A 25580-nucleotide genomic window follows, 5' to 3' on the forward strand; every position below is an offset into this window, starting at 1 on the left:
CACAGAGGGGCGCACCCGGTACCGGGTGCGCCCCTCGCGCAGGTACGTCGCTCAGCCGGCCAGGCAGGACGGTCCGAGCAGCACCTTCAGGTCGCCGAAGAGCGCTGGATCCGGCTTCACACGGTGCCGGTCGAGGCGCAGCACCGTGGTCTTCGTCGGACCCTGGAGCTTGATCCGGACCTCGCTGTCGCCCTTGTGGTGGCTGAGGATCTCGCCGAGGCGGCTGACCATCGGCGGGGTGACCCGGGTGGCCGGGATGGTCAGGATCACGGGCGCGTTGGTGCCCGCGTTGGACAGGTCCGGGACCTGGAGTTCCATCGCCACCAGCCGCGGCACGTCCTCGCGCTTGTCGAGGCGGCCCTTGACGAACACGACGGCGTCCTCGACGAGTTGGGTCGACACCAGCTGGTAGGTCGCCGGGAAGAACATGCACTCGATGGAGCCCGCGAGGTCCTCGACGGTGGCGATCGCCCAGGCGTTGCCCTGCTTGGTCATCTTGCGCTGCAGGCCCGAGATGATGCCGCCGATGGTGACGACCGCGCCGTCCGCGTGCTCGCCCCCGGTGAGCTGGGAGATGCCCGCGTCGGCCTTGTCGGACAGCACATGCTCCAGGCCGAAGAGCGGGTGGTCGGAGACGTAGAGACCGAGCATCTCCCGCTCCTGGGCGAGCAGATACGACTTCTCCCACTCATCGGTGGTGAACTCGACGTCGAGTCCGAAGCCGGGCTCGTCGCTCTCCTCCTCGCCCATGCCGCCGAAGAGGTCGAACTGGCCCTCGGCCTCCTTGCGCTTGACCTGTACGACGTTGTCGATCATCGGCTCGAAGTGCGCGGTGAGGCCCTTGCGGGTGTGCCCCATCGTGTCGAAGGCGCCCGCCTTGATCAGCGATTCCGTGGTGCGCTTGTTGCAGGCGACCGCCTCGACCTTGTCGAGGTAGTCGGGGAAGGAGGCGTACTTCCCCTTCGCCTTGCGGGACTTGATGATCGACTCGACGACGTTCGTACCGACGTTGCGCACGGCCTCGAGGCCGAAGAGGATCACGTCGTCGCCCTGCGCGGCGAAGTTGTGCACCGACTCGTTGACGTTCGGCGGGAGCACCTTGATGCCCATGCGCCGGCACTCGTTCAGATAGACGGCGGACTTGTCCTTGTCGTCCTTGACCGAGGTCAGCAGCCCGGCCATGTACTCGGCGGGGTGGTTCGCCTTGAGGTAGGCGGTCCAGTACGAGACCAGGCCGTACGCGGCCGAGTGCGCCTTGTTGAACGCGTAGCCGGCGAAGGGGACCAGCACGTCCCACAGGGCCTGGATGGCCTCGTCGCTGTAGCCGTTCTTCTGGGCGCCGGCCTGGAAGATGGTGAAGTTCTTCGCCAGCTCGTCGGGCTTCTTCTTGCCCATCACACGGCGGAGGATGTCGGCCTCACCGAGCGAGTAGCCCGCGATGATCTGGGCAGCCTTCTGCACCTGCTCCTGGTAGACGATCAGGCCGTAGGTGACGGCGAGGACCTCTTCGAGGGGCTCCTCCAGCTCCTTGTGGATCGGAGTGATCTCCTGGAGCTTGTTCTTGCGGAGCGCGTAGTTGGTGTGCGAGTCCATGCCCATCGGGCCCGGACGGTAGAGCGCCGAGACGGCGGAGATGTCTTCGAAGTTGTCGGGCTTCATCAGACGCAGCAGCGAGCGCATGGGGCCGCCGTCGAACTGGAAGACGCCGAGGGTCTCACCGCGCTGGAGCAGTTCGAAGGTCTTCGGATCGTCGAGCGGCAGGGCCAGCAGGTCGAGGTCGATGCCCTTGTTGGACTTCACCATCTTGACGGCGTCGTCCATGATCGTCAGGTTGCGCAGGCCGAGGAAGTCCATCTTCAGCAGGCCGAGCGACTCGCACTGCGGGTAGTCCCACTGCGTGATGGTCACGCCGTCCGTGTGCCGCACCCAGATGGGGGCGTGGTCGACGATCGGCTCGCTGGACATGATCACGCCGGCGGCGTGCACGCCCATCTGCCGCACCAGGCCCTCGACGCCCTTCGCGGTGTCGATGACCTTCTTGACGTCCGGCTCGTTCTCGTACATCCCGCGGATCTCGCCCGCCTCGCTGTAGCGCGGGTGCGAGGGGTTGGTGATGCCGTCCAGGTCGATGCCCTTGCCGAGGACGTCGGCGGGCATGGCCTTGGTGAGGCGGTCACCCATCGCGTACGGGTAGCCCAGCACGCGCGCGGAGTCCTTGATCGCGTTCTTGGCCTTGATCTTGCCGTAGGTGCCGATCATGGCGACCTTGTCGGAGCCGTACTTCTCCGTCACATACCTGATCACTTCGACGCGCCTGCGCTCGTCGAAGTCGATGTCGACGTCGGGCATGGAGACGCGCTCGGGGTTGAGGAACCGCTCGAAGATCAGGCCGTGCGGGATCGGGTCGAGGTCGGTGATGCCCATGGCGTACGCGACGATCGAACCGGCCGCGGAGCCTCGGCCGGGGCCGACCGCGATGCCGTTGTTCTTGGCCCACATGATGAAGTCGGCGACGACGAGGAAGTAGCCCGGGAACCCCATCTGGATGATGACGTCCATCTCGTACTCGACCTGCTTCTGGCGGTCCTCGGGGACGCCGCCGGGGAAGCGGCGCTCCATGCCGAGGCGGACCTCCTCCTTGAACCAGGTGACCTCGGTGTAACCCTCGGGGATGTCGAACTTCGGCATGAGGTTCTTGGCCTCGAACATGCCGCTGGTGTCGATCTGTTCGGCCACCAGGAGGGTGTTGCGGCAGCCCTCCTGCCAGGCGTCCGAGGAGTCGACGGCGTACATCTCGTCCGTGGACTTCAGGTAGTAGCCGGTGCCGTCGAACTTGAAGCGGTCCGGGTCGGAGAGGTTCTTGCCGGTCTGGATGCACAGCAGGGCGTCGTGGGCGGTCGCCTCGTGCGCATACGTGTAGTGCGAGTCGTTCGTCACCAGCGGCGGGATGCCGAGCTTCTTGCCGATGTCGAGGAGGCCGTCGCGGACCCGGTGCTCGATGTCGATGCCGTGGTCCATCAGCTCCAGGAAGTAGCGGTCCTTGCCGAAGATGTCCTGGTACTCGGCGGCGGACTTCAGGGCCTCGTCGTACTGGCCGAGACGCAGCCGGGTCTGGAGCTCGCCGGAGGGGCAGCCGGTGGAGGCGATCAGGCCCTCGGACCACTGGGAGATGGTCTCCTTGTCCATCCGGGGCCACTTCTGCAGCCAGCCCTCGGCGTACGCGTCCGAGGAGAGGCGGAAGAGGTTGTGCAGACCGGTCGCGTTGGCCGCCCAGATCGTCTTGTGGGTGTAACCACCCGAACCGGACACGTCGTCGCGCTTCTGGTGCGGCTGGCCCCACTGGATCTTGCGCTTGTTGCGCCGCGACTCGGGTGCGACATACGCCTCGATGCCGATGATCGGGGTGACCCCGGACTTCTTCGCGGTGTGGAAGAAGTCGTACGCCCCATGGAGGTTGCCGTGGTCGGACATGGCGATATGGGTCATGCCCATCTCGTTGCACGCGTTGAACATGTCCTTCAGCCGCGCGGCACCGTCCAGCAGCGAGTACTGGGTGTGGACGTGCAGGTGCGTGAACGGCGGCTTTGACACGGTCGGGCCTCCAAGGGAAACACTGGACGAAGGGCTGGCGGACAGTCCTGGGGTCAGCGTCGAAGTCTATGCCTCGGGACTGACAATCCGAGGGCTGCCCCGCGTACCTTCACTGCGAGGATGGCGGGCACTTCCGCGCACCCTCGGCCGTTGGAAACAACAGAAACGCCGTCGTACACATCCATGCACCAGGAGGCACCCCGCGATGCCGGTTCCCCAGCTCAACGACGAGCAGCGCGGCGAGGAGATCCTCGCCGTCTTCGACACCGCCTTCGGCCGGCTCCTGGCCGCCGACCCGGCCGCGTTCCGCGTGAAGTTCCGGAAGATGGCGGCCTCGGCCTTCGCGTTCTACCGGGGTACGGCGGGCCTCTTCTACCACGACCTGGATGCCGAGAAGCGGGGCGGCCCGTACCTCGACGAGCGCACCTCGCGCGTGTGGATCCACGGCGACCTGCACGCGGAGAACTTCGGCACGTACATGGACGCGAACGGCCGCCTGATCTTCAACGTCAACGACTTCGACGAGGCGTACGTCGGCCCCTTCACCTGGGACCTGAAGCGTTTCTCCGCCTCCATCGCCCTCATCGGGTACGCGAAGGCGCTCAGCGACGAGCAGATCACCGAGCTGGTGCAGGTGTACGCGGGCGCGTACCGCGAGCGCATCCACGCCCTGGCCACCGGCGCGAAGAGCGACGAGGTGCCGCCGTTCACGCTGGACACCGCCGAGGGCCCGCTGCTCGGCGCCCTGCGCGCCGCCCGCTCGCTGACCCGCTTCGAGCTGCTGGACTCCATGACGGAGATCCGCGACTTCGAGCGCCGCTTCGCGCCCGGCGGCGGCTCGATCGAGCTGGACGCGGCGACCCGTTACAAGGTCCTCGCCGCCTTCGACGGCTATCTGGAGACGCTGCCGGACTCCTCACTGGCCCGCCCGGACTCGTACCGGGTGAAGGACGTGGTCGGCCGCCGGGGCATCGGTATCGGGTCGGCCGGTCTGCCGTCGTACAACATTCTCCTGGAGGGCCACAGCGACGCCCTGGAGAACGATGTGGTGATCTACATCAAGCAGGCCCAGACCCCGGCCGTCTCCCGGCACATCACCGACCCGGCGATCCGCGACTACTTCCAGCACGAGGGGCACCGCACGGTGATCTCCCAGCGCGCCCTGCAGGCGCACGCCGACCCGTGGCTGGGCTGGACCGAGCTGGATGGCGCGGGGCAGCTGGTCGCCGAGGTGTCGCCGTACGCCGTCGACCTGGACTGGGGCGACATCGACGACCCGGAGGAGATCGCGGCCGTCGTCGCCGACCTCGGCCGGGCCACGGCCACCATGCACGCGGCGGCGGACGACACCTCCGGCGAGTCCCTGGTGCCGTTCTCCACCGAGCGGGCCATCGACGCGGCGATCGCCGCCGACGAGGACGGCTTCGCGGGCGTACTGACCGACTTCGCGCACTCCTACGGCGCACGCGCGCGTGCCGACCACCAGATCTTCGTGGACCTGTTCCGCAACGGGCGGATCCCGGGTCTCTGACAGTCCGTAATCTCACAGGGAGCTTTTAGGGGTCCCTTACCGGACCGCATGACAGACTCTCCACGCTATGGACATATCCGGGACCCAGCTACGAGCCGTGCGCGCGGCGCTGTTCACGGCACTCGTCGTGACGCTCAGCACCGCGTCGCACGTGCTGCTGTCGCGGGTCCCGCTGCCCTTGAACACGGTGGCCGCGGTCGCCGCCACCGTGTTCGTGGTCGCCTACGCCCTGGCCGGGCGCGAGCGCGGTTTCGCGCGGATCGCCGTCCTGCTGGTCCCGCTGGAGCTGGCCGCCGACACGGTCTTCACTACCGGCCAGCATGTCTGCTACGGCCGCGCGGGCGGCCCCGTCGCCGGGCCGCTGCGCTCCTTCGGCTTCGACGTGCTGTGCGGCAACGGCACCGGTATCGGCACCGGGGCAACTGCCCCGCTGACCCGCGTGACCGGCGCCGGCACCGACCGGCTCGCCGCCCTGCTCTCCCACGCCGACCCGGCGACCGCCTGGCTGCTGCTGGCCGCTCATGTCGGCGTCGGTCTGCTGGCCGCCGCCTGGCTGCGCCGCGGCGAGCGGGCGCTGGCCCAGCTGGTCCGCGCGGTGACCGCGACCACGTTCCGTCCGCTGCTGCTGGCCGTCGCCGCGGTGACCGTCCGGCCGGCCGCGCCGGTGCGGCGCGTACGGCACACCGGCCGCCCCGTGGCCGCCGCCCGCGAGCGGCTCCTCGTGCACTCCCTGGGACGGCGTGGACCGCCGTGCTCGGTCGTCTTCGCCTGAGCGGCACCTGGTGCGCCACCACACGCACCGTCGCTTCGCACAGCACCTGAGCACGACCAGTCCCCCACACGTATCCCGCGTACGGAATGTGCGCGTCCCACATGGAGAACACCGACATGAGCAAGCGGAACAGCCAGGCTTCGAAGACGGCGGCCCGAGAGCGGCTGCGGCAGGAGCGCGAGCGGCAGGCCAAGAAGGCCAAGGTCAAGCGGCAGGCCATAGTGGCCGGTTCGATCGTGGCCGTACTGGCGGCGGCCGGCGGCATAGGCTACGCCGTCGTCCAGGCCAACAAGCCCAGCTACTGGGAGGGCCTGAAGGACGCCAAGGTCACGGCTCCCGCCAACACCACGGGCGCCAAGGGCACCACCGTGGTCATAGGCAAGAGCACCGCCAAGAAGACCCTCAAGATCTACGAAGACCCGCGCTGTCCCGTCTGCGCCCAGTTCGAGCAGACCGTCGGCTCGACCTTCAAGAAGGACCTCGACTCCGGCAAGTACAAGTTCCAGTACGTCGGCGCCACCTTCATCGACAACAAGGACAACGGCGAGGGCTCCAAGAACGCGCTGAGCGCCCTGGGCGCCGCGCTGAACGTCAGCGACCAGGCGTTCCTCGACTACAAGGCCGCGCTGTACTCGGCGAAGTGGCACCCGGACGAGACCACCGACAAGTTCAAGGACGACAGCTACCTCATCAAGGTCGCCCAGACCGTCCCCACGCTGAAGGACAACACGCAGTTCCAGAACGCGGTCAAGAAGGGCACCTACGACGCCTGGGCGATGGCCATGTCGAAGACCTTCGACAACAACAAGGACGGCGTGACCGGTACGCCGGGCTTCGTCATGGACGGCAAGCAGCTCTTCGCCGACGGCAAGAGCACGCCGCTCCTGACGGTGGCCGACTTCAACAGGGTGGTGGGGGCGGCCCTCAAGGGCTGACGCCGAAAGGGCTGACGCCGATGGGGAATCCAGCCTCCGCATGAAGAGCGGGCGAACTTTTACGAGTTCGCCCGCTCTCGTTAATACCGCTCAGTAACCTGATCGCTCGTGACCAGTCGATACAGAGCACCCGCGCACGCCGCCTCGCCGTCCGAGGCCGCCAACTCGCTTTCCCCGCGCCGCCGTACGGTCGTCAAGGCCGCGGCGGCCACTGCTGTCCTGGCCGGCCCGCTCGCCGCCGCGCTCCCCGCCCGCGCCGCCGCGGACGCCCCCGCCTTCCTGCACGGCGTCGCCTCCGGGGACCCGCTGCCCGACGGCATCCTGCTGTGGACCCGGGTGACGCCCACCGCCGAGGCGATACCCGGGTCCGGGCTCGGCCCGGACACCGAGGTCAGCTGGATCGTCGCCAGGGACAAGGCCCTGACGAACGTCGTCGCGAAGGGTTCGACCACCGCGAGTGCCGCCTCCGACCACACCGTCAAGGCGGACATACGGGGCCTGGCGCCGGCCACCGACTACTGGTTCCGCTTCTCCGCCGGCGGCACCGACTCCCCGGTCGCCCGCACCCGCACGGCGCCCGCCGCCGACGCCGCCGTGCCGGGCCTGCGCTTCGGCGTGGTCACCTGCGCCAACTGGGAGGCCGGCTACTTCGCCTCGTACCGCCATCTCGCGGCCCGCAACGACCTGGACGCCTGGCTGCACCTCGGCGACTACATCTACGAGTACAAGTCCGGCGAGTACGCGGCGCGCGGCACGGTCGTCCGCCCGCACGCGCCGACGAACGAGATCATCACGCTCGCCGACTACCGCACCCGGCACGGCAAGTACAAGACCGACCCCGATCTGCAGGCCCTGCACCACAAGGCGCCCGTCGTCGCGATCTGGGACGACCACGAGTTCGCCGACAACGCGTGGTCCGGCGGTGCGGTCAACCACACCGAGGGCGCCGAGGGCGCCTGGACCGACCGCAAGGCCGCCGCCAAACAGGCCTACTTCGAGTGGATGCCGGTCCGCCCGGCGATCGCGGGCACCACCTACCGCCGGCTGCGGTTCGGCAAGCTCGCCGACCTGTCCCTGCTCGACCTGCGCTCCTTCCGCTCGCAGCAGGCCTCCTCGGGCAGCGGCTCGGTCGACGACCCGAACCGTACGATCACCGGGCGCGCCCAACTCGACTGGCTGAAGGCCAACTTGAAGGCCTCCGACACCACCTGGCGGCTGGTCGGCAACTCGGTGATGATCGCCCCCTTCGTCATCGGCTCGCTCACCGCCGACCTGCTGAAGCCGCTGGCCAAGCTGCTCGACCTGCCGCAGGACGGCATCGGCGTCAATACCGACCAGTGGGACGGCTACACCCACGACCGGCGCGAGCTGCTGGATCTCCTGCACTCGAACAACATCGGCAACACCGTCTTCCTGACCGGCGACATCCACATGTCGTGGGCCAATGACGTGCCGATCGACGCAGGCACCTACCCGCTGTCGCCGTCGGCCGCCACCGAGTTCGTCATCACCTCGGTGACCTCCGACAACCTCGACGACATCGTGAAGGTCCCCGAGGGCACGGTCTCCGCGATCGCCGCGCCGATCATCAAGGCGGCCAACCGGCACGTCCACTGGGTCGACACCGACCGCCACGGCTACGGCGTCCTGGACATCACCGCCGACCGGGCGCAGATGGACTACTACGTCCTGTCGGACCGCACGGATGCGGGCGCGACCTCCTCCTGGGAGCGTTCGTACCGCACGCGCACCGGCACGCAGAAGGTCGAGCGGACGTACGACCCCGTATAGAGGTTTCCTAGAGGGTGTCGAGGAAGCCGAGCGCCACCCGCCAGGTGGCCTCGGCCGCCTCCTCGTCGTAGTCCGGCAGCCCGGGGTCGGTGTAGAGGTGCCCGGCTCCGGCGTATCTGTAGATCTCCACGTCCGCGCCCGCTCTGCCCATCTGCAGATACCAGGCGCTCAGCCAGTCGTCCGTCTCGAACGGGTCCGGCTCGGCGACATGCAGCTGTACCGGCAGGTCGTCTACGGACGCATTGGGCGCGATGTCCGACGTGCCGTGCAGGAGGAGCAGCCCGCGGGCCTTCTCGTCGCCGAGCGCGAGGGTCTGCGCGATGGAGGCGCCGAGCGAGAACCCGGCGTACACAAGCCCCCGCTCCGAGTAGGCCGCGGCGGCCAGCACGGCTCTCTTGAGCAGCTCTTCCTTGCCGATCTCGTCCTTGAAGGCCATGCCCTCCTCGACCGTCTCGAACGTACGCCCGTCGAAGAGGTCCGGTGTCCACACCTCGTGCCCGGCGCCGCGCAGCCGGTCCGCGGCCTCGCGCACCGCGGGCCTCGGACCGAAGGTCGAGTGAAAGAGCAAGATGTTCATGAAGCCATGGTGCCAGCCGGGACTGACAACGCCGCCCGGCGGCCGTGTCCCCTCCGAACCTGAACTCACATGTTCATGACCCCCCGGGTCCGGTTAGGTTCGCAGGCATGGAGAACGTACTGCGCCCGCTGATCGTGATCGGTGGCTCGGTCGTGCTCACGCTGCTCATCGGCTGGGCCACCGACCTGCTGCTGCGCAAGGCCGACGAGCGGCACGGCGAGACCCCGCTGTGGGGGCTGCTGCGCCGCGGTCGCATCCCCTACCAGCTGGTGCTGTGCTCGGCCATGCTCAGAGGCTCCTACGACCAGGCGCAACTGCTGCAGGAGCACAAGGTCGGCGTCGGGCGGACGCTGACCCTGGTGCTGATCGGGTCGACGGCCTGGCTGGTGATCCGTATCGCGGCGGCCGTCGTGGAAACGTCCTACAGCCGTTACGCCCGCGTCCACCGCGATCCGGCCCGGGTGCGGCGCGTGCGTACCCAGGTGTCGCTGATCATGCGGGTGGTCTCCGCGGTCGTGGGTGTGGTGGCCGCGGCCTCGATGCTGCTGACGTTCCCGGCGATGCGCGCGGCGGGTGCCTCGCTGCTGGCCTCGGCCGGCATCCTCGGCATCGTCGCCGGTGTCGCCGCCCAGTCGACGCTCAGCAACCTGTTCGCGGGGCTGCAGATCGCCTTCGGCGACATGGTGCGCCTCGGCGACACGGTCGTCGTGGACGGCGAGTGGGGCACGGTCGAGGAGATCACGCTGACGTTCCTGACCGTGCGGACGTGGGACGAGCGCCGGATCACGATGCCGGTCTCGTACTTCACCTCGAAGCCCTTCGAGAACTGGTCCCGCGGCGGCACCGAGATGACGGGCATCGTCTTCTGGCACCTCGACCACTCGGCGCCGGTGGAGCTGATGCGCGAGAAGCTCCGCGACATCCTGCGCGAGTGCCCCGCCTGGGACGGCCGCGACTACGGCCTGGCCGTCACGGACACCACCCCGAACACCATGCAGGTGCGGGCCCTGGTGACGGCCAAGGACGCGAACGACATATGGACGGTACGGGTCACGGTCCGCGAGCAGATGGTCCGCTGGCTGTGCGAGCAGCACCCGTACGCCCTGCCCCGGGTCAACATGTCGGACGCGGCCCTGCCGTCGAGCCGGCGCTCCCCCGACGGCGCGACACGCCATACGCACGAGCCGCCGAGGACGGGCCGCGGCTGAAAACCTGTGCACGGCCTCAGTGGCCGCGCTCCGCACCCCCGTTGACCTGCACAACCTGCGAGGTGACATGCCCGGCACCCGGAGAGGCGAGCCAGTGCAGGGTCGCGGCCACGTCGCCGGGGGTGCCGGCGCGCTTGTTCAGGGTGTCGTCGACGAGCCGTTCGCGCCGCGCGGGGTCGATCCGCGGCCCGAAGAACTCGGTGTCCTCGATGTACCCGGGCGCGACCACGTTGGCGGTGATCCCGCGCGGCCCCAGCTCCCGGGCGAGGTCATGGGCGTACGGGTGCAGCGCGGCCTTGGCTCCCGCGTACGCCCCGCTGCCGGACCCCCGGTAGGCGGCGATGGAGCTGACGAACAGCACCCGTCCGCCAGGAGTGGCGAGCCGGTCCTTCAGGGCCTCGGTCAGCAGGGCCGCGGTCAGGGTGTTGATACGGAAGTTCACGGTCCAGTTGTGCGCGACCCGGTCGAGGGGATCCTCGCTCTCCGACCCGGGCTCCAGATGCCCGGCGCCACCGGCACTGTGGATCAGCACGTCCACGGTCCCGAACTCCCGTTCCACAAGGCCGGCGACCCCACGCACGGCGCGTGGATCACTCAGATCCCCCGCATACGACAGCGCCCCCGGCACCCCGGCCTTCTCCAGCACCTCCACCCGGCGCCCGAGCAGCAGGACCCGATCCCCGTCCGCCGCGAAGACCTGCGCCGCGGCAAGTCCGATCCCCGTACCACCACCGCTGATGACGACATTGCGAGCCATGATCCGACCCTACGCACCGCACGCGGACGGGTCGCTGCTTTTACACGCCCGCCATGCGCAGATCATGAACAGCGTCCCGCTCACCGCAGACTGCGCACGTCGAGATGGCGAAGCACCCGGTCCACGATCTCCGGATCCGCCCCGGGCTCGCTGCGCGCCGCGAGCACCTCGTGCCGTGCCGCGCTCAGCATTTCGCCCTGGATCCGCCGCACCCGCTTCAGCCGGCGCACCCGGTGTTCATGCGCCTCCCGCCGCTCCTCGTCCCCCATGTCCGGGCTGATCCGCACCCCGATGTCGAAGGCCCGCCGCAGCATCTGCTCGGACAGCTCCTCCGGAAGCTCCTCGACCTGCTCGATCTCCTTCAGCCGCCGCTTGGCCGCCCTGGCCGCCCGGACGGCGAGGGCCTTCTCGAAGTCCTTCTCCCGCTCCGTGTCGGCCTGCACCCCCAGCCGCTTCACCAGCCACGGCAGGGTCAGCCCCTGGAGCACCAGCGTCCCCATGATCACCCCGAACGCGATGAACACGATCTCGTCCCGGTCGGGGAAGGCCGAACCGTCGTCGGTGGTCAGCGGAATCGCCAGCGCCAGCGCCACCGAGGCCACGCCCCGCATCCCCGACCACCACATGACGACGGTCTCCCGCAAGCTCATCGGGATGTCCTCGTCGTAGTCCCGTTTCGCGTGCAGCCGCTTGGTGAGCCAGGTCGCCGGCAGCAGGTACACCAGCCGTACGACGACCACCACGGCCACGATCACGCCCGCCCAGCCGAGCATCTCGCCCCATCGCCCGGACGCCGTCCGCACGGCGTTGTGCAGTTCGAGGCCGATCAGCCCGAAGGCGACGCCCGTGACGAGCGTGTCGACGATGTCCCAGAACGCATGCCCGGTCAGCCGTGTCATCACATCGTCGGCGTCGGTGGCGTACTCGGCGAGGAACAGCGCGGTCGTGAGGACGGCGAGCACCCCGGACCCGTGCAGTTCCTCGGCAAGCACATACGACGCGTACGGCACGAGCAGTGTCATCCCGATCTGCAGGGTCGGGTCGCCCAGCAGATCCATGAGCTTGTTGGCGCCCCAGCCGAGGGCGAGCCCGACCGCCACGGCCACCACGGCGGAGAGCACCAGGTCGAGCGCGGCGCGCCCCGGTGCGAAGGTGCCGCTGACGGCTGCGGCGATCGCCACGTGGTACAGCACGATCGCCGTGACGTCGTTGAACAGGCCCTCGCCCTCCAGGATGGACACCAGCCTGCGCGGCAACCCCAGTTGCCCGGCGACCGCGGTCGCGGCGACCGGGTCGGGCGGCGCGACGAGCGCACCGAGCGCCACCGCGGCGGCGACGGACAGCCCCGGCACGATCGCGTGTGCCACCAGGGCCACGCACACGGTGGTGACGAACACGAGCGCCACCGCCAGCAGGAAGATCGGCCGCCGATTGGCCGCGAACTGCCGCCAGGACGTGCGCCGCACCGCCGCGTACAGCAGCGGCGGGAGCAGCAGAGGCAGGATCAGCTCCGGCGGAACGTCGACGTTCGGCACAAAGTCGAGTACGGCGAGCACGATCCCGAGGAGCGTCATCAGCACCGGCGCCGGCAGCCCGAACCGGTCCCCGACCGGGACGCTCACCAGGGCCCCGAGCAACAGCACGAACAACAGGGCCAACTGATCCACGGTCAGCGCTCCGGGAAGGTCGACGTACGGGCAGCAGTGCTCAAGCCTGCCACGCCGCCTTCCCCACCAGCGTTTTCGGCCCCTCGGCTACAGAGCGCGCCGCATCGCCCGGTGCGGGATGCCCGCCTCCGGGTACTCCGGCCCGTACGCCTCGTATCCCAGCCGCTCGTAGAACCCGAGCGCATGCGTCTGCGCATGCAGATCCACGGCCGCGAGCCCACGCGCGCGTGCCGCGTCCTCGATGGCCCGCACGAGGGCGACGCCGACACCCAGTCCGCGGGCCTCCTTGGCGACAGCGAGCCGCCCGAGCGAGCCCACCGTCAGATCCCCGTCGACCTTCGCCGCGGCCGCCTCCCCGTGCAGCAGCCGCCCGGTGCCGAGCGACACCCCGTCCTCCCGCACGGCCAGCACATGCACGGCTACGGCGTCGTACGCGTCGTACTCAAGATCCTCCGGCACGCCCTGATCGCCGACGAAGACCTCCTTGCGCACTGAGAAGCACGCCTCCAGGTCGGCAGGGTCCACGGCGACGCGCACCACGTACGCGTGCGTGCCGCTCATCCGTAGGTCTCCTCACGGACCTGGTCCAGGGCCTTCTGCAGATCGGCGGGGTAGTCGCTCTCGAACTCCACCCACTGCCCGTCCCCGGGGTGCTCGAAGCCGAGCCGCACGGCGTGCAGCCACTGGCGGCTCAGCTGCAGCCGCTTGGCGAGCGTCGGGTCGGCGCCGTACGTCAGATCGCCGACGCACGGGTGCCGGTGGGCGGCCATGTGGACACGGATCTGGTGGGTGCGCCCGGTCTCGAGCTTGACGTCGAGGAGCGAGGCGGCACGGAAGGCCTCGATGAGGTCGTAGTGCGTGACGGACGGCTTTCCGTCGGCCGTGACCGCCCACTTGTAGTCGTGGTTGGGGTGGCGGCCGATCGGCGCGTCGATGGTGCCGCTGGTCGGGTCGGGGTGGCCCTGCACGAGCGTGTGGTAGCGCTTGTCGACCGTGCGCTCCTTGAACTGGCGCTTGAGCGAGGTGTACGCGCGCTCCGACTTGGCCACGGCCATCAGGCCCGAGGTGCCGACGTCGAGGCGGTGCACGATGCCCTGGCGCTCGGCGGCGCCGGAGGTGGAGATGCGGTAGCCGGCGGCAGCGAGCCCACCGATGACGGTCGGTCCGGTCCAGCCGGGACTCGGATGCGCGGCGACACCGACCGGCTTGACGATCACGACCACGTCATCGTCGTCGTACACGATCTCCATGCCCTCGACCGGCTCCGCGACGATCTGCACGGGCGCGGGTGCCGACGGCATCTCGACCTCGAGCCAGGCCCCGCCGTGCACCCGCTCGGACTTTCCGACCACCGAGCCGTCGACCGTGACCTTCCCCGCCGCGGCAAGCTCCGCGGCCTTGGTACGGGAGAAGCCGAACATGCGGGAGATGGCGGCGTCTACGCGCTCGCCCTCCAGGCCGTCGGGCACGGGCAGGGTACGGATCTCGGGAATCGTGCTCACCCGTCGAGTATGCAGGACACCGCCGACGGCCCCGACCGAGCCTGTGGAAAACCCGGGCTCAGTCCTTGTGGACGGTCCCGTCCGGGTCGAGCCCCTTGAAGGACAGCAGCACGATCAGGATGCCGCCGCAGACGATCGCCGAGTCGGCCAGGTTGAAGACGGCGAAGCCCTTGGGCGAGATGAAGTCGACGACCGCGCCCTCGAAGACGCCGGGCGAGCGGAAGATCCGGTCGGTGAGGTTGCCGAGCGCGCCGCCGAGCAGCAGGCCGAGCGCGATCGCCCAGGGCAGGCTGTAGAGCTTGCGGGCGAGCCGGGCGATCACCACGATCACGGCCGCCGCGATCACCGTGAAGATCACGGTGAAGGCCTCGCCGAAGCCGAAGGCCGCGCCCGCGTTGCGGATCGCCTCGAACTGCAGCCAGTCCCCGATGATCTGGATCGGCGCGTGGTGCTCCAGCTTGGCGACCACGATCATCTTGCTGACCAGGTCGAGGGCGTACGCGAACGCGGCGACCGCGAACAGCACGGCGATACGGCGCTTGCCCCTGGGGCGCGCGGTCTCGCCCTGCTCCGCCTCGGCCCCCGCCGCCTCTGGGGTATCCGGCGTACCGATGATGCGCTCCGCCTCTGCCACGTGAGTCCCTCAACCTAGATACCTGCCTCGGGACGAGGGTACGACACGCCTCCGTGGTCCCTCAGTACCGGCGTTCCTGCTTCTGCTTGCACTCCACGCACAGGGTGGCCCGCGGGAACGCCTGCATCCGGGCCTTGCCGATGGGATTGCCGCAGTTCTCGCAGAGACCGTAGGTACCGGCATCCAGCCGCACCAGGGCGCGCTCGGTCTGCGTGAGCATCTCGCGCGCGTTGGCCGCGAGAGCCAGCTCGTGCTCGCGCGTGATGTTCTTGGTGCCGGTGTCCGCCTGGTCGTCGCCCGCACCGTCCCCGGAGTCCCGCATCAGGCCGGCGACAGCGTTCTCTGACGTGGTGATCTCGTCGCGCAGCCGCTGCACCTCGGACAGCAGCTCGGCACGGGCCTCCTCGACCTCCTCCGGGGTCCAGGGGTCCTCACCGGGGCGCACCGCAAGCTCGCCCGGCTCCGCCGCGGCGACGCGTGCCTTGGGTACGGCGGTCTTGGCCGCCGTGGCCGTGCCAGGAGTCTTCTTCGCAACCACCGTCGTGGCTCCCGTCTGCTCCGCGGCCTTGGCCGCGCCCGCTTTCTTGGCCGTACTCTTCCTGCCCACACGTTTCGCGCCCACGGCCTTGCCGACCGCCCGCTTGGAGGCGCCGCTCTTCGCCTCCGCGGCCTTGTCGGCCCCCCGCTCCGTGCCCGCGCTCTTCGTGGTCGTGCCTGTCCTGGCCTCGGCCTTTCTGCCCGCGGACTTCTCCGCCGCGGCCCTACCGACGACGTCCTTCCCGCCGGAACGCTGCTCAGAACCGCGCGCTTCGTCGGCGCCCTCTGTGGCGGCGGTCTTCCCGGTCACGGCCTTCTTGGCTGCGCCCTTCTTGGCGGCCGCCTTCTTCGCCACCGCCTCCTTCTTGGCGCCGACCGGCTCAGCGCCCCCTTCGGGAACGGCTGACTTACCGGCCCCCGCCTTGTCGGCCGCCGCTTTCCCGGCAGCCGCCTTCTTTGCGACTGTCTTCCTCGCCTCGGCCTTCTTCGCCGCAGCCTTCGTCGTGGCCGCCTTCTTCTCTGCGTCGTCCCTGCCGGCCGCCTCCTTGCCGCCCCCCACGCTCCGCGTCCCAGCAGGTCTCTCGGGCCCCTCCTCCGCGGTCGCCCCCTGAGGAGCCGTCTCGGCGACGGTCGCCTTCTTGGTGCCGCTCTTCTTCGCCGGAGCCGTCTCCCTGGCTGCGCCCGGTCCTTCCCCGCCCGCGGCCCCCCGAACCGTCTTCACCGGCCGCGCGGTCTTCCCTGCCGCAGCCGCGGTGGCCGCATGCGCCGCAGCTCCTCCCCGCGTGCTCTTCTTGCCGCTCACATCCTTGGCCGCTCCGCCGGAGGCCGGTGTGGACCCGTCGGACGCCGACTGCTGTACGGCGGTCTTCTTCGCCACCATGGCCGCGGCCCCTTCACATATTGTGATCTTGCACGCGAATCGTGCTGGGACGATAAATCGACTTCAGTCCCGCGGCAACGGGGCACACCGCCCGATTCGCCCGGCTCGCGCATGCCGCTCCGCAAGCCTGCATGCGTTGTGCCCAGCTCCCCGCGGGGTAATCCGCTGGACCGTCCGTCCCAGAATCCGAACACGCGTACCGCTCCATTCGGGTCATCTCCGTCCGTACGGCGCCCCCGCCCCCGGAGCGCGAAAACCGGTCGGCCGCTGTCCGCGCGGCGCCGTACACTGGGCGGAGCGAAAAGCGTGGATGGGGACGAGTAGCGACGTACGCAGCCCAGAGCGACCCGGGGACGGTGGAAGCCCGGGGGCGAGCGCGACGTGAAGATCACCCCGGAGCCGCCGGAAGAAAGCCGCAGCCGAAAAGCAGCGGCCGGTAGAACCGGCATCGCGACCCCAATGAGGGGGCTCACCGGAGCGCGGGATGCACCGGGGAGCCAAGGAGGGTGGTACCGCGGGAGCGCGCCGAAACCGGCGTACAGAAGACAGCTCTCGTCCCTCCGGACGGAAGGCAGCAAGTCCGCCGGAGGAAGCTCGCTGATGACAACGCCGACGTACCGCCAGGTGCCCGCCCAGGTCGACCTGCCCGCGCTCGAGCACGCCGTGCTCGACTTCTGGCGCGAGCAGAAGATCTTCGCCAAGACCCTGGAGCAGTCCGAGGGCCGCCCCGAGTGGGTCTTCTACGAGGGCCCGCCCACCGCCAACGGCATGCCGGGCGCCCACCACATCGAGGCGCGCGTCTTCAAGGACGTCTTCCCCCGCTTCCGCACCATGCGCGGCTACCACGTGGCCCGCAAGGCCGGCTGGGACTGCCATGGCCTCCCGGTGGAGCTGGCCGTCGAGAAGGAGCTCGGCTTCAGCGGCAAGAAGGACATCGAGGCGTACGGCATCGCCGAGTTCAACGCCAAGTGCCGCGAGTCCGTGACCCGCCACACCGACGCCTTCGAGGCCCTCACGACCCGCATGGGTTACTGGACCGACCTCAACGACCCCTACCGCACGATGGACCCGGAGTACATCGAGTCCGTCTGGTGGTCGCTCAAGGAGATCTTCAACAAGGGCCTGCTGGTCCAGGACCACCGCGTCGCCCCCTGGTGCCCCCGCTGCGGCACCGGCCTGTCGGACCACGAGCTGGCGCAGGGCTACGAGACGGTCGTCGACCCGTCCGTGTACGTCCGTTTCCCCCTCACCTCCGGTCCGCTCGCCGGCGAAGCCGCGCTCCTGGTCTGGACGACGACCCCCTGGACGCTGGTCTCCAACACGGCCGTCGCCGCGCACCCCGAGGTCACCTACGTCGTCGCGACCGACGGCGAGGAGAAGCTCGTCGTCGCCGAGCCGCTCGTCGCCAAGGCACTCGGCGAGGGCTGGGAGACCACCGGTCAGTCCTTCACCGGCGCCGAAATGGAGCGCTGGACCTATCAACGACCGTTCGAGCTGGTGGAGTTCCCGGCCGAGGCGCATTTTGTCGTCAACGCCGAGTACGTCACGACCGAGGACGGTACGGGCCTGGTCCACCAGTCCCCCGCCTTCGGTGAGGACGACCTCAAGGTCTGCCGCGCCTACGGCCTGCCCGTCGTGAACCCGGTCCGCCCGGACGGCACCTTCGAGGAGGACGTCCCGCTGGTCGGCGGTGTCTTCTTCAAGAAGGCGGACGAACAGCTCACCGAGGACCTCCAGCAGCGCGGCCTCCTCTTCAGGCACATCCCGTACGAGCACAGCTACCCGCACTGCTGGCGCTGCCACACCGCGCTCCTCTACTACGCGCAGCCGTCCTGGTACATCCGCACCACGGCCGTCAAGGACCGCCTCCTCCAGGAGAACGAGAACACCAACTGGTTCCCCGACACGGTCAAGCACGGCCGGTACGGCGACTGGCTGAACAACAACATCGACTGGGCGCTGTCCCGCAACCGCTACTGGGGCACCCCGCTGCCGATCTGGCGCTGCGAGGACGACCACCTCACCGTCGTCGGCTCGCGCGCGGAGCTCACCGAGCTGACCGGCACCGACCAGTCCGAACTGGACCCGCACCGCCCGTACATCGACGACGTCACGCTCGCCTGCCCCAAGTGCCACAAGACGGCCACGCGCGTGCCGGAGGTCATCGACGCCTGGTACGACTCGGGTTCGATGCCGTTCGCGCAGTGGGGATACCCGTACAAGAACAAGGAGTTGTTCGAGAGCCGCTACCCGGCGCAGTTCATCTCCGAGGCGATCGACCAGACCCGCGGCTGGTTCTACACGCTCATGGCCGTCGGCACGCTGGTCTTCGACAAGTCCTCGTACGAGAACGTGGTCTGCCTGGGCCACATCCTCGCCGAGGACGGCCGCAAGATGTCCAAGCACCTGGGCAACATCCTGCAGCCGATCCCGCTGATGGACCAGCACGGCGCGGACGCGGTGCGCTGGTTCATGGCGGCCGGCGGCTCCCCGTGGGCGGCACGCCGCGTGGGCCACGGCACCATCCAGGAGGTCGTCCGCAAGACGCTCCTGACGTACTGGAACACGGTCGCCTTCCAGGCCCTGTACGCGCGCACCTCCAACTGGGCGCCCAGCGAGGCCGATCCGGCCCCGGCGGACCGTCCGCTCCTGGACCGCTGGCTGCTGTCCGAACTCCACGCGCTCACCGACCAGGTGACACAGGCTCTGGAGGCCTACGACACCCAGCGCGCCGGCAAGCTCCTGTCGGCGTTCGTCGACGATCTCTCCAACTGGTACGTCCGCCGCTCGCGCCGCCGCTTCTGGCAGGGCGACAAGGCGGCGCTGCGCACCCTGCACGAGGTCGTCGAGACGGTCACCAAGCTGATGGCCCCGCTGACCCCGTTCATCACCGAGCGGGTCTGGCAGGACCTGGTCGTGCCGGTCGCCCCGGGAGCCCCGGAGTCGGTGCACCTGGCGTCCTGGCCCGAGGCGGACCTGACGGCGATCGACCCCGAGCTGTCGAAGCAGATGGTCCTCGTCCGCCGTCTCGTGGAGCTGGGCCGTGCCACGCGCGCGGAGTCGGGCGTGAAGACCCGCCAGCCGCTGTCCCGTGCGCTCATCGCCGCGACCGGCTTCGACGCCCTCGACCGCGAGCTGCACTCGCAGATCACGGAGGAGCTGAACGTCACATCCCTCGCGTCGCTCAGCGAGGTCGGCGGCAGCCTCGTCGACACGACCGCGAAGGCCAACTTCCGCGCCCTGGGCAAGCGGTTCGGCAAGCGCGTCCAGGACGTGGCGAAGGCCGTCGCGGGCGCGGACGCTGCCGGGCTGTCCCTGGCCCTGCGCGAGGGCACGGCGTCGGTCGAGGTCGACGGCGAAACGATCACCCTCGCCCCGGATGAGGTGATCATCACAGAGACGCCGCGCGAGGGCTGGTCGGTGGCCTCCGACTCGGGTGCCACGGTCGCCCTGGACCTGGAGATCACCGAGGAGCTGCGCCAGGCGGGCCTCGCCCGTGACGCGATCCGCCTGATCCAGGAGGCCCGCAAGAACAGCGGCCTCGACGTGGCCGACCGTATCGCCCTGCGCTGGACGTCCACGGACCCGGCGGTCATCGCGGCCCTCACCGAGCACGCGCCCCTGATCGCCGACGAGGTCCTGGCGACGGCCTTCTTGAATGAGCACAGGGCACAAGGAGAGGCGGACGACACGTACGGCGACCCGTTCACCGACGAGGGCCTGTCCCTGACGTTCCGCCTGCGCAAGGCCTGAGCGAGCACCGACGGGCCCGGCACTCCCTGAGCGGGAGTGCCGGGCCCGTGACGTACCGCTCGCCGAATCCCTCCCCGTCATCTGCAACACGCGTAAACAGGGCGGGGCCCCGGATCGAAATCCGGGGCCCCGCCCTGTTGAACGCTGCCGACGCCTACGGCGTACTAGTGGCCGTGGCCGGCCGTCAGTTGTCGTCCTCGTCGATCAGGAACCCACGCATCGGCGAGGGAGCCTGGCCCATCGGCGACGGACCCTGGGGACGGACCGGAGCCATGGGCTGGGTCATCGCCGGGGACATCTGCTGCTGGCCGCCGTAGGACGGAGCAGCCGGAGCCGGGGCGCCGCCCATGGTCGGGTTGCCGCCGTACGACGGGGCGCTCGCGCCGGCCGGTGCCATGGAAGGCGCCGGGGACGGCGGAAGCGACGCGGCCGCCGGGGTACGCGGCGGAGCCAGCGAGTCGTCGGCCTGGGTCTCCAGCTGACGGAGCTGGGACTCGAGGTACGACTTCAGGCGCGTACGGTACTCGCGCTCGAAGCCGCGCAGGTCCTCGACCTTGCGCTCCAGCGTGGCGCGGGCGGACTCCAGGGAGCCCATCGCGACGCGGTGCTTCTCCTGCGCGTCCCGCTCCAGCGCGTCGGCCTTGGCACGGGCGTCACGCTCGAGACCCTCGGCACGGCTGCGGGCCTCGCCGACGATCTTGTTGGCTTCGGAGCGGGCCTCGGCGATCGCCTGGTCGGCGGTCTGCTGGGCCAGCGAGAGGACACGGGCGGCGCTGTCGCCACCAGGGCCCTGACCGGGGCCGCCCATCGGACCGCCCATGGGGCCGCCCATCGGACCACCCATCTGCTGCTGCATGGGAGGCTGGCCGCCCATCGGGCCCTGACCCATGGGGCCCTGCCCCATCGGACCTTGACCCATCGGACCTTGACCCATCGGACCCTGGCCCATCGGACCCTGGCCCATCGGACCGGGACCCTGGGGACCACCCTGACCACCGCCGGGACCGGCGGGCAGCTGCGGGGCACCGCTCGGCAGCTGGGGCGGACCACCCATGGGGCCACCCATCTGCTGCTGCGGCGGGCCCGATATGCCGGCGGGTACGGGAGCACCCGGACCGCGCATCCCCTGCTGAGGCATGCCCTGCCCCTGATCCTGCGGACCGGGGCCGCCGGGGCCCTCCGGGGGCTTGCGCATGTTCTGCTGGTTCTGGGCAGCAGCGCGCGTGGCCGCGGCCAGTTTGGCCCGCAGGTCCTCGTTCTCGCGGAGCAGGCGGGTCAGTTCGGCTTCGACCTCATCGAGGAAGGCATCGACCTCGTCCTCGTCATAGCCTTCTCGGAGGCGGACGGTCGTGAACTGCTTGTTCCGCACGTCCTCGGGGGTCAACGGCATCTCTTCACCTCAACGTAGTCGTCGGCAATCGGCAAGACGGTAGGTCACATCGGTCACAGCCGGCTCACGATCGAGATCAGGATGTAGACGATGATCATCAGTACGAAGAAGGACAGGTCGAGCGCCACGCCCCCGAGGCGCAGCGGCGGAATGAACCGCCGCAGAAGCTTGAGCGGTGGGTCGGTGACAGTGTAGGTGGCCTCCAGAACGACCACCATCGCCTTGCCGGGTTGCCATGAGCGGGCGAACTGGAAGACGTAGTCCATGACCAACCGGAAGATGAGCACGATGAGAAAGCACATCAGCGCGATGTAGATGACATCCAGGACCACGCTCATTGCTGGTGCTTCCCTCTCCCCTGTTTCCGTGCTGCTGGTTACTACTTGTACTGCTTTTTCCGGTCGTGCGTCTCAGCTCTGGTTGAAGAACCCGCCCTCTGCGATACGGGCCTTGTCCTCCGCCGTGACATCGACGTTAGCAGGCGACAACAGGAACACCTTCTGCGTCACCCGCTCGATGCTGCCGTGAAGACCAAACACCAATCCTGCCGCAAAGTCGACAAGTCGCTTCGCGTCTGTGTCATCCATCTCAGTCAGATTCATGATCACCGGGGTGCCCTCACGGAAGTGTTCCCCGATGGTACGGGCCTCGTTGTAGGTCCGCGGGTGAAGCGTGGTGATCCGGTAAGGCTCTCGTTCCGACACGACCTTGGGCATGATCACCGGTGCGTTCTTCTCCAGGCTTGCGCGTTCTTGTGTGATGGACGCCACGGGCGCGATGCGCGCCGGACGGCTGGATTCCGCGGGTAGCGAAGCGGAACGGGCCACCGGTTCGCGTGACGCGGGCGGTTGTACGATTCGCACTTCTTCGTCCCTTTGGGACTGATGTGCTACGTGGGACTGGTGGGACGGTTCGTGCCTCCGATGGTCCCGTTCGGGCTCGGGGTCCAGCTCGGGCTCGAAGTCGTCATCGGGGTCGAATCCCCGGCCGTCGTACCCATCGTCCTCCACGAGGCCGAGGTAGACCGCCATCTTGCGCATCGCGCCGGCCATGCTCTGAGTCCTCCGCTCTGTGGTGGATCGGCTGACGACTGCCAAGTGCCCGCGATCCACGAGGTCGTTGCGCCCGCCTTCGGTGGCACTGACCATATTTTCTGCTGTGGTCCGACTTCCTGGCGACGTTACCCGAGCCTGGGGCGGACTCCGAGTACCGCGGTACCGACGCGTACATGTGTCGCCCCGGCGGCCACGGCCTGTTCGAGGTCCGCACTCATTCCTGCCGAGACCATGTTCGCAGCCGGATGAGCTCGGCGCAGGTCCGTCGACAAATCCATCAACCGCTCGAATGCCGCCAGTTCGCGCCCCGCGTAGGGGCCGGTGAGCGGCGCGACGGTCATCAGACCGTCCAGCCGCAGACCCGGTGCCCGCGCGACCAGCTCACCCAACTCTTCGATTCCGCCGGGCCCGACGCCCCCGCGCTCCCCGCGGCCGCTCTCGTCGGCGTCGAGCGCGACCTGGACCAGACAGCCGAGCTCGCGCTCCTGTCGCACCGCCTCCTTCGAGAGCGCCGTGACAAGCCGGGCGCGGTCCACGGACTGCACCAGGCCGGCATAACCGACCACGGAACGCACCTTGTTGGTCTGCAATTGACCCACAAAATGCCAAGTCAGGGGCAGATCCGAGCAGGCCGCGGCCTTGGGTGCCGCGTCCTGGTCGCGGTTCTCGGCCACGTGTCGCACACCGAGTCCCGACAGAATCCGCACATCGCTCGCCGGATAGGTCTTGGTGACCACGATCAGGGTCACCTCCTCGCGCTTGCGCCCGGCGGCCAGGCAGGCGGCAGTGATACGACGCTCCACCTTCGCCAGGTTTTCGGCGAGTTCGTCCTTACGGTCCCTCATGTCCCTCAGTCCAGCCAGACATATCCCGCGAGTCGCCCCGTGGTTCGATCGCGGCGGTACGAGAAGTGGTCGCCCGACTCGATCGTGCACACCGGCGACTGCTCCCGGTCGTGCACCCCCAGCCGCTCGAGCTGCGCGTGCACCCCCGCGGTCACATCGACCGCCGGAGTGCCCCAACTCGTCTCGGCGTACGCCGCCGGCTCGACGGCGGCCACGTCGGCCCGCATCGCGTCCGGCACTTCGTAGCACCGGCCGCAGACGGCGGGTCCGGTGCGGGCGACGATCCGGCCCGGCTCGGCGCCGAGTTCGGTCATGGCCCGTACGGCGGCGGGGACGATCCCGGCAACCATGCCGGGCCGCCCCGCATGGGCCGCGGCGACCACTCCGGCGACCGGGTCGGCGAGCAGAACGGGCGTGCAGTCGGCGGTGAGGACGGCGAGCGCGAGACCCCGCTGCACCGTGACGACGGCGTCGACCTCGGGCACCGGACGATCGCCCCACGGCCCGTCGACCACCGCCACGTCCGCCCCGTGCACCTGGTTCATCCAGACCACCCGAGCCGGGTCCAGCCCAAGGGACTTGGCGGTCAGGTCACGATTTGTCCGTACGGCGCCGGGGTCGTCGCCGACCGCTCCGCCGAGGTTGAGCTCCTCGTACGGAACGGCGCTCACCCCGCCCCACCGGTCGGTGAAGGCGAAGTGCGCGCCGTTCACTGTGCTCGTTCGGGAGCGCTGTCCTATCACTTCAGGAAGTCCGGCACGTCCAGCTCCTCGGCCGCGCTGTCCGAGTAGGACCGCGACGGCGGGACCGGCGGGGTGGCCGAAAGGTCGTTGGCCGGCTCCGGTGCGGGCTCCGGGTCCTCCTTCGGCGTGACGCTGCCGAGCGAGCCGAAGGACGGGCGGCTCTCGGACTGCCGTACCGGAGTGGGCTCGTCGCGGCGGGCGGCCGAGGTCGAGGAGGTGCCGATGACGTTGTCCCGGCGGGCCGGCGGCTGGCCGCCGTCGAAGCCCGCGGCGATGACGGTGACCCGCACCTCGTCGCCGAGGGCGTCGTCGATGACCGCGCCGAAGATGATGTTGGCCTCGGGGTGGGCGGCCTCGCTGACCAGCTGGGCGGCCTCGTTGATCTCGAACAGGCCGAGGTCGGAGCCGCCGGAGATGGAGAGCAGGACGCCCCGGGCGCCGTCGATGGACGCCTCCAGGAGCGGCGAGGAGATCGCCATCTCTGCCGCGGCCACGGCGCGGTCGTCGCCGCGGGCCGAGCCGATGCCCATGAGGGCCGAACCGGCCTCGGACATGACGGACTTGACGTCGGCGAAGTCGAGGTTGATCAGACCCGGGGTGGTGATGAGGTCGGTGATGCCCTGGACACCGGAGAGCAGGACCTGGTCGGCCGACTTGAAGGCGTCGAGCACCGAGACCTGGCGGTCCGAGATGGACAGCAGCCGGTCGTTCGGGATGACGATGAGGGTGTCGACCTCTTCGCGGAGTTCGGCGATGCCGTCCTCTGCCTGGTTGGCGCGGCGCCGTCCCTCGAAGGTGAACGGGCGCGTGACCACGCCGATGGTGAGGGCGCCCAGGGAGCGGGCGATGTTGGCCACGACGGGCGCGCCGCCGGTGCCGGTGCCGCCGCCTTCACCGGCCGTCACGAAGACCATGTCGGCCCCCTTGAGGACCTCTTCGATCTCCTCGCGGTGGTCCTCGGCGGCCTTGCGGCCGACGGCCGGGTTGGCTCCGGCGCCGAGTCCGCGGGTGAGTTCGCGGCCGACGTCGAGCTTGACGTCGGCGTCGCTCATCAACAGCGCCTGCGCGTCGGTGTTGATGGCGATGAACTCGACGCCCTTGAGACCGACCTCGATCATCCGGTTGATGGCATTGACACCACCGCCGCCGACACCGATGACTTTGATGACTGCGAGGTAGTTCTGCGGTGCTGCCACGTCGAAGGCCTCTCGCCTCGAGTTACGTGTCGCCGCCTCGCTTGGGATGCGATCCGACGACTGATGCCGATTGGGACGGTCCATAACGCCGACCCGAACCCTAACGTTGAAGTTTAGGGTTACCAGTGTGACTGTTCGCTGGACTCTTCCGAACAGGACACTAAGTCGACAAGTGGCGCACGTTCAACGAACACGCCGAACCTCCCGTTTTTCTTT

Annotated in this window: 20 protein-coding genes; 6 read left to right on the forward strand and 14 right to left on the reverse strand. The window is 69.2% G+C overall.

The features are described 5' to 3' along the window. Nucleotides 1–51: 51 nt before the first annotated feature. Nucleotides 52–3591 (reverse strand): DNA polymerase III subunit alpha, encoded by a 3540-nt coding sequence (gene dnaE / locus P2Q00_RS09345; protein WP_275771369.1) that lies wholly within the window; start codon nt 3589–3591, stop codon nt 52–54. Nucleotides 3592–3796: 205 nt separating this feature from the next. On the opposite strand from dnaE, the gene P2Q00_RS09350 reads away from it, so the two are divergent. The 4 genes from P2Q00_RS09350 to P2Q00_RS09365 all read left to right on the forward strand — a co-directional run bounded on the left by P2Q00_RS09350 (nt 3797) and on the right by P2Q00_RS09365 (nt 8620). After that, on the forward strand, nt 3797–5122 hold the full coding sequence (locus P2Q00_RS09350; protein WP_338059303.1) for a DUF2252 domain-containing protein: 1326 nt from the start codon (nt 3797–3799) through the stop codon (nt 5120–5122). Nucleotides 5123–5189: 67 nt separating this feature from the next. After that, nucleotides 5190–5894 (forward strand): hypothetical protein, encoded by a 705-nt coding sequence (locus tag P2Q00_RS09355; protein WP_275771374.1) that lies wholly within the window; start codon nt 5190–5192, stop codon nt 5892–5894. Nucleotides 5895–6010: 116 nt separating this feature from the next. Beyond that, the gene (locus tag P2Q00_RS09360) at nt 6011–6829 is read left to right on the forward strand and encodes a thioredoxin domain-containing protein (RefSeq protein WP_275771376.1); all 819 of its coding nucleotides are present in this window, start codon (nt 6011–6013) and stop codon (nt 6827–6829) included. A gap of 108 nt (nt 6830–6937) precedes the next feature. Beyond that, entirely contained in the window at nt 6938–8620 is a 1683-nt protein-coding gene (locus tag P2Q00_RS09365; protein WP_275771378.1) for an alkaline phosphatase D family protein, read from the forward strand. 7 nt (nt 8621–8627) lie between these two features. On the opposite strand, the gene P2Q00_RS09370 is transcribed toward P2Q00_RS09365, so the two are convergent. Next, nucleotides 8628–9197, reverse strand: a complete 570-nt coding sequence (locus tag P2Q00_RS09370; protein ID WP_275771380.1) for a dienelactone hydrolase family protein — start codon at nt 9195–9197, stop codon at nt 8628–8630. Nucleotides 9198–9304: 107 nt separating this feature from the next. On the opposite strand from P2Q00_RS09370, the gene P2Q00_RS09375 reads away from it, so the two are divergent. Continuing rightward, nucleotides 9305–10405, forward strand: a complete 1101-nt coding sequence (locus P2Q00_RS09375; RefSeq protein WP_275771381.1) for a mechanosensitive ion channel family protein — start codon at nt 9305–9307, stop codon at nt 10403–10405. A 16-nt stretch (nt 10406–10421) separates the two neighbouring features. Here the strand turns inward: P2Q00_RS09375 and P2Q00_RS09380 are convergent, their stop codons facing one another. The 6 genes from P2Q00_RS09380 to P2Q00_RS09405 form a co-directional block, all read right to left on the reverse strand. Beyond that, nucleotides 10422–11162, reverse strand: a complete 741-nt coding sequence (locus tag P2Q00_RS09380; RefSeq protein WP_275771383.1) for an SDR family NAD(P)-dependent oxidoreductase — start codon at nt 11160–11162, stop codon at nt 10422–10424. 80 nt (nt 11163–11242) lie between these two features. Continuing rightward, a complete protein-coding gene (locus tag P2Q00_RS09385; protein ID WP_275771384.1) occupies nt 11243–12829 on the reverse strand; it encodes a Na+/H+ antiporter in 1587 nt (528 codons plus the stop codon). 87 nt (nt 12830–12916) lie between these two features. After that, nucleotides 12917–13390 (reverse strand): GNAT family N-acetyltransferase, encoded by a 474-nt coding sequence (locus tag P2Q00_RS09390; protein WP_275771385.1) that lies wholly within the window; start codon nt 13388–13390, stop codon nt 12917–12919. Next, nucleotides 13387–14331 carry an RluA family pseudouridine synthase gene (locus P2Q00_RS09395; RefSeq protein WP_275771387.1) on the reverse strand — a complete coding sequence of 315 codons (945 nt, stop codon included), beginning with the start codon at nt 14329–14331 and terminating at the stop codon, nt 13387–13389. Before P2Q00_RS09395 ends, P2Q00_RS09390 begins: the two co-directional genes overlap by 4 nt. A 58-nt stretch (nt 14332–14389) precedes the next feature. After that, nucleotides 14390–14965 (reverse strand): signal peptidase II, encoded by a 576-nt coding sequence (gene lspA, locus P2Q00_RS09400; RefSeq protein ID WP_275771388.1) that lies wholly within the window; start codon nt 14963–14965, stop codon nt 14390–14392. 61 nt (nt 14966–15026) lie between these two features. Then, nucleotides 15027–16382: a TraR/DksA family transcriptional regulator gene (locus tag P2Q00_RS09405; RefSeq protein WP_275771389.1), complete on the reverse strand. Its 1356-nt coding sequence runs from the start codon at nt 16380–16382 to the stop codon at nt 15027–15029. 600 nt (nt 16383–16982) lie between these two features. Here P2Q00_RS09405 and ileS point away from each other — a divergent pair. Further along, nucleotides 16983–20135, forward strand: a complete 3153-nt coding sequence (ileS, locus tag P2Q00_RS09410) for an isoleucine--tRNA ligase (protein ID WP_275771391.1) — start codon at nt 16983–16985, stop codon at nt 20133–20135. Between the two features lie 184 nt (nt 20136–20319). Here the strand turns inward: ileS and P2Q00_RS09415 are convergent, their stop codons facing one another. From P2Q00_RS09415 to ftsZ, 6 genes are all read right to left on the reverse strand, one after another. Next, entirely contained in the window at nt 20320–21525 is a 1206-nt protein-coding gene (locus P2Q00_RS09415; RefSeq protein ID WP_275771392.1) for a DivIVA domain-containing protein, read from the reverse strand. A gap of 53 nt (nt 21526–21578) precedes the next feature. Continuing rightward, complete coding sequence (locus P2Q00_RS09420) at nt 21579–21863, reverse strand: YggT family protein (RefSeq protein WP_016435858.1); 285 nt, start codon at nt 21861–21863, stop codon at nt 21579–21581. 72 nt (nt 21864–21935) lie between these two features. Continuing rightward, a complete protein-coding gene (locus P2Q00_RS09425; protein WP_275771396.1) occupies nt 21936–22577 on the reverse strand; it encodes a cell division protein SepF in 642 nt (213 codons plus the stop codon). 128 nt (nt 22578–22705) lie between these two features. Beyond that, complete coding sequence (locus P2Q00_RS09430; RefSeq protein WP_275771397.1) at nt 22706–23425, reverse strand: YggS family pyridoxal phosphate-dependent enzyme; 720 nt, start codon at nt 23423–23425, stop codon at nt 22706–22708. 5 nt (nt 23426–23430) lie between these two features. Further along, entirely contained in the window at nt 23431–24168 is a 738-nt protein-coding gene (gene pgeF / locus P2Q00_RS09435; protein ID WP_275771399.1) for a peptidoglycan editing factor PgeF, read from the reverse strand. Beyond that, entirely contained in the window at nt 24165–25364 is a 1200-nt protein-coding gene (gene ftsZ, locus P2Q00_RS09440; protein ID WP_275771401.1) for a cell division protein FtsZ, read from the reverse strand. The genes pgeF and ftsZ overlap by 4 nt, the downstream gene beginning before the upstream one ends. Nucleotides 25365–25580: the final 216 nt, after the last annotated feature.

The sequence above is a fragment of the Streptomyces coacervatus genome, from assembly GCF_029223485.1.
Lineage (GTDB): Bacteria > Actinomycetota > Actinomycetes > Streptomycetales > Streptomycetaceae > Streptomyces > Streptomyces coacervatus.

Bases quoted from the DNA above. Each gene is read 5' to 3' on its own strand.
- P2Q00_RS09350 (WP_338059303.1), top strand. From the start codon at position 3,797: ATGCCGGTTCCCCAGCTCAACGACGAGCAGCGCGGCGAGGAGATCCTC.
- P2Q00_RS09375 (WP_275771381.1), top strand. From the start codon at position 9,305: ATGGAGAACGTACTGCGCCCGCTGATCGTGATCGGTGGCTCGGTCGTG.
- P2Q00_RS09390 (WP_275771385.1), bottom strand. From the start codon at position 13,390: ATGAGCGGCACGCACGCGTACGTGGTGCGCGTCGCCGTGGACCCTGCC.
- P2Q00_RS09420 (WP_016435858.1), bottom strand. From the start codon at position 21,863: ATGAGCGTGGTCCTGGATGTCATCTACATCGCGCTGATGTGCTTTCTC.
- P2Q00_RS09355 (WP_275771374.1), top strand. From the start codon at position 5,190: ATGGACATATCCGGGACCCAGCTACGAGCCGTGCGCGCGGCGCTGTTC.
- P2Q00_RS09360 (WP_275771376.1), top strand. From the start codon at position 6,011: ATGAGCAAGCGGAACAGCCAGGCTTCGAAGACGGCGGCCCGAGAGCGG.
- P2Q00_RS09430 (WP_275771397.1), bottom strand. From the start codon at position 23,425: ATGAGGGACCGTAAGGACGAACTCGCCGAAAACCTGGCGAAGGTGGAG.
- ileS (WP_275771391.1), top strand. From the start codon at position 16,983: ATGACAACGCCGACGTACCGCCAGGTGCCCGCCCAGGTCGACCTGCCC.
- P2Q00_RS09415 (WP_275771392.1), bottom strand. From the start codon at position 21,525: ATGCCGTTGACCCCCGAGGACGTGCGGAACAAGCAGTTCACGACCGTC.
- P2Q00_RS09370 (WP_275771380.1), bottom strand. From the start codon at position 9,197: ATGAACATCTTGCTCTTTCACTCGACCTTCGGTCCGAGGCCCGCGGTG.
- P2Q00_RS09405 (WP_275771389.1), bottom strand. From the start codon at position 16,382: ATGGTGGCGAAGAAGACCGCCGTACAGCAGTCGGCGTCCGACGGGTCC.
- P2Q00_RS09380 (WP_275771383.1), bottom strand. From the start codon at position 11,162: ATGGCTCGCAATGTCGTCATCAGCGGTGGTGGTACGGGGATCGGACTT.
- P2Q00_RS09425 (WP_275771396.1), bottom strand. From the start codon at position 22,577: ATGGCCGGCGCGATGCGCAAGATGGCGGTCTACCTCGGCCTCGTGGAG.